The organism is Bergeriella denitrificans NBRC 102155 (assembly GCF_001592185.1).
Classification (GTDB): domain Bacteria; phylum Pseudomonadota; class Gammaproteobacteria; order Burkholderiales; family Neisseriaceae; genus Neisseria; species Neisseria denitrificans.
Genome location: NZ_BCWL01000153.1, coordinates 1 through 5,366, shown reverse-complemented (window position 1 = coordinate 5,366; position 5,366 = coordinate 1). Strand labels below are relative to the sequence as shown.

Here is a 5,366-nt window from a genome sequence, read left to right as displayed (position 1 = left end):
AAATTAATTTATCCGACTATAGATGATAACGGCTTCATTTATGCGGAGCAAGGCCGTCTGAAAAAGCCGCGCGTGCGCTCCGTCTATACTTTCATGGCTGTATTGCGTATGATTTAGGATTTGCCTGTTTTGAGAAGTGTGAAAATGAGCCGACGCCAGATTATCCTCGATACCGAAACCACCGGCCTCTATCCCGACAGCGGCGACCGCCTGGTCGAATTTGCCGGCTTGGAAATGATTAACCGCCAGATGACCGAGCGCAACCTGCACCGGTATGTGCACCCGGAGCGCGATATGCCCGAAGAAGCTGCGCGGGTACACGGTTTGACGATTGAGGTATTGGAAGAGAAAAACGCGCCGCCTTTTGCCGCCGTGGGCAGCGAAATCGCCGAATTTATCCGCGGCGCAGAGCTGATTATCCACAATGCGCGCTTCGACGTGGGCTTTTTGAACATGGAATTTGCCCGTATGGGGTTGCCTTCGGTGGAAGAGCTGGGTTGCGAAATCACCGATACACTGGCCATCGCCAAGGAAATGTATCCGGGGCAGAAAAACAGCTTGGACGCGCTCTGTACCCGCTTGGGCGTGGACCGCAGCAAGCGCGTGCTGCACGGCGCATTAATCGACTGCGAGCTGTTGGGCGAAGTGTATCTGGCGATGACGCGCCAACAGTTTGACTTAATGGGCGGTGCTTCGGAAGAAAATCAAAGCGCGGCTGCGGCGGCGCCCGTATCCGTTGCGCGTACAGGCCGTCTGAAAGTGATACGCGCTAATGAAACGGAAAATGCCGAGCACGAGCAGTATCTCGACAGCCTGGGCGAAGCCTGCCTGTGGCGCCGCGGGGAGACGCAGGCATGAGCCGCCGCATTGCCCTGATTCCCGCCGCCGGCGTGGGTGCACGTTTCGGCGCGGGCAAACCCAAGCAGTATGTGGACATCGGCGGCAAAAGCGTGCTGCGGCATACCGTGGACATTTTTACCGCCCACCCGCAGATTGATTTGGTGGCGGTGATTGTGTCGCCGCAAGACGGATATGTACACGACGCCCTGAGCGGCACGCCGCCGAAAACCGCCGTATTCAAAGTCGGCGGCGATACGCGGGCGGAAACGGTACGCAACGGCATCAACGTTTTATTGCAACAAGGCTTGGCGGATGCGGAAGACTGCATTCTGGTACACGACGCCGCGCGTTGCTGCCTGCCGCCGGAAGCCCTGAGCCGCTTGATTGACGAAGCGGGCAGCCGTCCCGAGGGCGGAATTTTGGCCGTGCCCGTCGCCGATACGCTCAAGCGGGCGGCAGCGGGCGGCAACATTGCCGAAACCGTCGCCCGCAGCGGCCTGTGGCAGGCGCAGACGCCGCAGCTTTTTCAGACGGCCTTGCTGCAGCGGGCATTGGCGCAGGCGGATTTATCTGCCGTTACCGACGAGGCTTCCGCCGTGGAAATGCTGGGCATCGCGCCGAAGCTGGTGTTGGGCGATACGCGCAATCTGAAGCTGACCCTGCCGCAGGACGAAATCATCGTGCGCCTGCTGCTGGGTGCGGATGTCGCACACGGCTGACAGTCGGCCGCTTTCCATTTGCCGTCTTTTCAGACGGCCTTTTCCTTTTTGAGGGTAAATATTTATGCTGTTTGAACTTCAGCGCTTCTCGTTTCCGGTGTTGCACAAAGAAATCCGCCGCCTGGCTGCTTTGGCGCTGCCCATTTTGCTGGCGCAGGTGGCGCAGGTGGGCATCGGCTTTGTGGACACGGTAATGGCGGGCGGCGCGGGCAAGGAGGATTTGGCGGCGGTGGCGCTGGGCAGCAGCGCGTTTGCCACCATCTACATCACCTTTATCGGCATCATGACCGCGCTTAATCCGATTATCGCGCAGCAAAACGGCGCGGGCGATGCGTCGGCGGTGGGCGAAACCGGGCGGCAGGGAATGTGGTTCGGCCTGAGTTTGGGCGTGTTCGGCATGCTGCTGATGTGGGCGGTGATTGTGCCGTTTCAGCACTGGCTGAATTTGAGCGATAAGGTCGAGGGCATGATGGCGGACTATATGCTGTTTACCGGCCTGGCGATGCCGGCGGCCATGATACACCGCGCGCTGCACGGCTACGCCACCAGCCTCAACCGCCCGCGCGTGATTATGCTGGTGAGTTTTGCGGCTTTTCTGCTGAATATTCCGCTCAATTATGCTTTTGTTTACGGAAAATTCGGCCTGCCCGCTTTGGGCGGCGCGGGCTGCGGCGTGGCAACCGCGCTGGTGTTTTGGTTCAGCGCGGCGGCTTTGTGGCTGTATGTCGCCAAGCAGCGCTATTTCCGCCCCTACGGTTTGACGGCGCGTTTTTCCAAGCCCGATAAGGCGGCGTTTGCACAATTATGGAAACTCGGCGCGCCCATCGGCTTATCGTATTTTCTGGAAGCCAGCGCGTTTTCCTTTATTGTGTTTCTGGTGGCGCGGCTGGGCGAGGATTATGTGGCGGCGCAGCAGGTGGTCATCAGCCTGACGGGGATTATCTATATGATTCCGCAAAGCGTCGGCTCGGCAGCTACGGTGCGCGTGGGCTTCTCGCTAGGGCGGCACGAATTTATCCGCGCCCGCTATATTTCGGGAGCGGCTTTGATATTGGGGCTGGTTTTGGCTGTGATTACCGCGGCGGCTTTGGTATTATTACGTTTTCCGCTCGCTTCGATGTACACCGACGATGCCGCCGTATTGGAGATTGCCGCAGGCGTGTTGCTGCTGGCGGCGCTGTTTCAAATGGCGGACGCAACGCAGTGCATCGCTTCGTATTCGCTGCGCGGCTACAAAATCACCAAAGCGCCGATGTTTATCCACGCTGCGGCTTTCTGGGGCTGCGGCCTGTTGCCGGGCTATTGGCTGGCCTACCATTTCGGCATGGGCATCAACGGCTTTTGGACGGCGCTGGTGGTGTCGCTGAGTATTGCCGCCGTGGCACTGGTTTGGTGCTTGGAAGTGTGCAGCAAAGCGGTGGCGGCTTCGTTTAAGGCCGTCTGAAAACGCGCTCCGGCGGCCAAGTGCGGGTATTTTGCGCCCGAGGCCGTCTGAAAATTCCATTGATTAAGGCAAGACCATGCAAGTCCGATACGATACCGACCTGACCCCTTTCAATACCTTCGGCTTATCCGCCCGCGCCGCCGCTTTTGTGGCGCTGCACGATGCGGAAGCGCTGCGCGATATTGTGCGCTTGCCGGAGTTTGACCGCAAAAGCGTGCTGTGGCTCGGCGGCGGCAGCAATATCCTGCTGATGGAGGATTATCCGGGCTTGGTGGTGCGTATAGAAAACAAGGGCATACGCGAAGTGGGACGCAGCGTCGGCAAGGTTTATGTGGAAGCGCAGGCGGGAGAAATCTGGCATGATTTCGTATTGCATACTTTGGACGCGGGCTGGTCGGGGCTGGAAAACCTCAGCCTGATTCCGGGCACGGTCGGCGCGTCGCCGGTGCAGAATATCGGTGCTTACGGCGTGGAAGTGAAAGATGTGATACACAGCGTGCGCTGCTTCGATTTGGACGCGGACGAGTTTGTGGAACTCGATAACGCCGCCTGCCGCTTTGCCTACCGCGAATCGCTGTTTAAGCAGGAAGGCAAGGGGCGCTATGTGATTACGGCGGTGGTGTTTGCGCTGAACGAGCGTTTCGAGCCGGATTTGCGCTACGGCGATTTGTCTGCCGCCGCCGCGGATTTGTGCGCCGGCCGCGAAATGACCGCGCACGACGTCTCCCGCGCCGTATGCGCCATCCGCGCATCCAAGCTGCCCGATCCGAACATCTTGGGCAACGTCGGCAGCTTTTTCAAAAATCCCGTCGTTTCTGCCGAACAGGCCGCCCGCCTGCTGGTGCAATACCCCGATATGCCGCGCTATCCGCAGGCCGACGGCAGCGTGAAGCTGGCGGCGGGCTGGCTCATCGACCAATGCCGTCTGAAAGGCTTTCAATGCGGCGATGCGGCGGTACACGATAAACAGGCGCTGGTGTTGGTCAACAAAGGCCGTGCATCCGCGCAAGACGTACACCGCCTGGCGCGGCATGTGCGCGATGAAGTGGCCGCACGTTTCCAAGTAGCGCTGCACGCCGAGCCGAATTGGCTGCCGGAAAGCTACCGCCTGTAACCCTTACACATTACACATCACAGGCAGCCTCCCGTTTTCAGACGGCCGGGCTGCCGACATCAAGGAGTGTGCCGTGGCACAAACGTCGAAAATCAATACCTACACACGCATCATCAATACCAGCCTCGTTTTGTTTAACGAAGAGGGCGAGCGCAACATCAGCACCAACCACATCGCCGCTCATCTGGGTATCAGCCCCGGCAACCTTTACTACCATTTCCGCAACAAAGACGAAATCATCATCCAGCTCTTCAAGCGTTACAGCGAAGCGCTGCTGCATTATCTGCACGAAGCGGTGCTGCCCTCCAGCGTGGAAGATTCCATCAACTACATGGCCGGCATTTACGATGTAATGTGGGAATACCGCTTCCTGTTTAGCGACGTCAACACGCTGCTGGCACGCAGCGCCGAGCTTTTGGGCGAACACAACAACTTCACCCAGGCCAAAGTTTCGCCGCTGCTGGTCAACCTGCTCAACCAGCTCAACGGCTTGGGCATCATCCGGGCCGACCGCATCGCCATGAACGATTTGGCGGTGAATATGTGGATGGTTACCAAATACTGGTTCGATTTCGACAGCTCGCTGCGCGGCCGCACCAAGCTTACCGAAGATTCCAAAGTCCGCGGCATCCACCGCACCCTAAGCCTGCTGCGCCCGTATCTACTGCCGGAATACAAAGAAGAATTCGACCGCAAAATCAATGCCGTCGAAGCAGCCGCTAAATAGGCCGCATACTTTATCCGCCGCCGAAGCCCATAGCCCGCGCTTGAGTTCGGCGGCTTCTTTGCGTTTTTTAACATGGAAATGCAGTAATGGGTAAGGCCGGTTTATCGCAGCGGCGCTTTGTGGTACAGTCCGCACGTTAATGCCGCACGCTTAGAAGCGGCGCGGCTTCGGAGGAAGATTATGTTTTGGTATGTCATCGGCTTTTGCGCCGTTATCGTGTCCCTGCTGGCTTTGTGGGTGAATGCCAGCGCCTTCGGCATGGAAGAAGACGGCACGCCGCAATCGGAATACGAAAAAATGCTGGGCTTGGGCGCGAAGCTGAAAGATAAGGAAACCGTCGAACGCGAGCGCGCCGCCGCCCGCGTTCATCCGAATGATTGAAATACGTCGAACGCCAATCCTGCGACGGCGTGATTCCGCTTGATTGCAGAATTTAATTTCTCCGACGATACGGCGCAAACGCGTTTTCCATAAAAAAGGGACTAATAGACATTTGGGATGATAAAAATCGCTGAAAGCCCC

At 58.2% G+C, this 5,366-nt stretch carries 6 protein-coding genes; all 6 read left to right on the top strand.

Annotation, left to right across the window (positions count from 1 at the left end):
* Positions 1 to 144 precede the first annotated feature (144 nt).
* The 6 genes from dnaQ to BDE01S_RS08050 all read left to right on the top strand — a co-directional run bounded on the left by dnaQ (position 145) and on the right by BDE01S_RS08050 (position 5,225).
* On the top strand, positions 145 to 858 hold the full coding sequence (dnaQ, locus tag BDE01S_RS08075; protein ID WP_066079916.1) for a DNA polymerase III subunit epsilon: 714 nt from the start codon (positions 145 to 147) through the stop codon (positions 856 to 858).
* Positions 855 to 1,559, top strand: coding sequence for a 2-C-methyl-D-erythritol 4-phosphate cytidylyltransferase (ispD, locus tag BDE01S_RS08070; protein WP_066079913.1), 705 nt, complete (start codon positions 855 to 857; stop codon positions 1,557 to 1,559). Before dnaQ ends, ispD begins: the two co-directional genes overlap by 4 nt.
* 64 nt (positions 1,560 to 1,623) lie before the next feature.
* Entirely contained in the window at positions 1,624 to 3,003 is a 1,380-nt protein-coding gene (locus BDE01S_RS08065; protein ID WP_066079910.1) for an MATE family efflux transporter, read from the top strand.
* Positions 3,004 to 3,079: 76 nt separating this feature from the next.
* Complete coding sequence (gene murB, locus BDE01S_RS08060; RefSeq protein ID WP_066079907.1) at positions 3,080 to 4,117, top strand: UDP-N-acetylmuramate dehydrogenase; 1,038 nt, start codon at positions 3,080 to 3,082, stop codon at positions 4,115 to 4,117.
* A gap of 73 nt (positions 4,118 to 4,190) precedes the next feature.
* Entirely contained in the window at positions 4,191 to 4,844 is a 654-nt protein-coding gene (locus BDE01S_RS08055) for a TetR/AcrR family transcriptional regulator (protein WP_066079904.1), read from the top strand.
* Positions 4,845 to 5,024: 180 nt separating this feature from the next.
* Complete coding sequence (locus BDE01S_RS08050) at positions 5,025 to 5,225, top strand: hypothetical protein (RefSeq protein ID WP_066079903.1); 201 nt, start codon at positions 5,025 to 5,027, stop codon at positions 5,223 to 5,225.
* Positions 5,226 to 5,366: the final 141 nt, after the last annotated feature.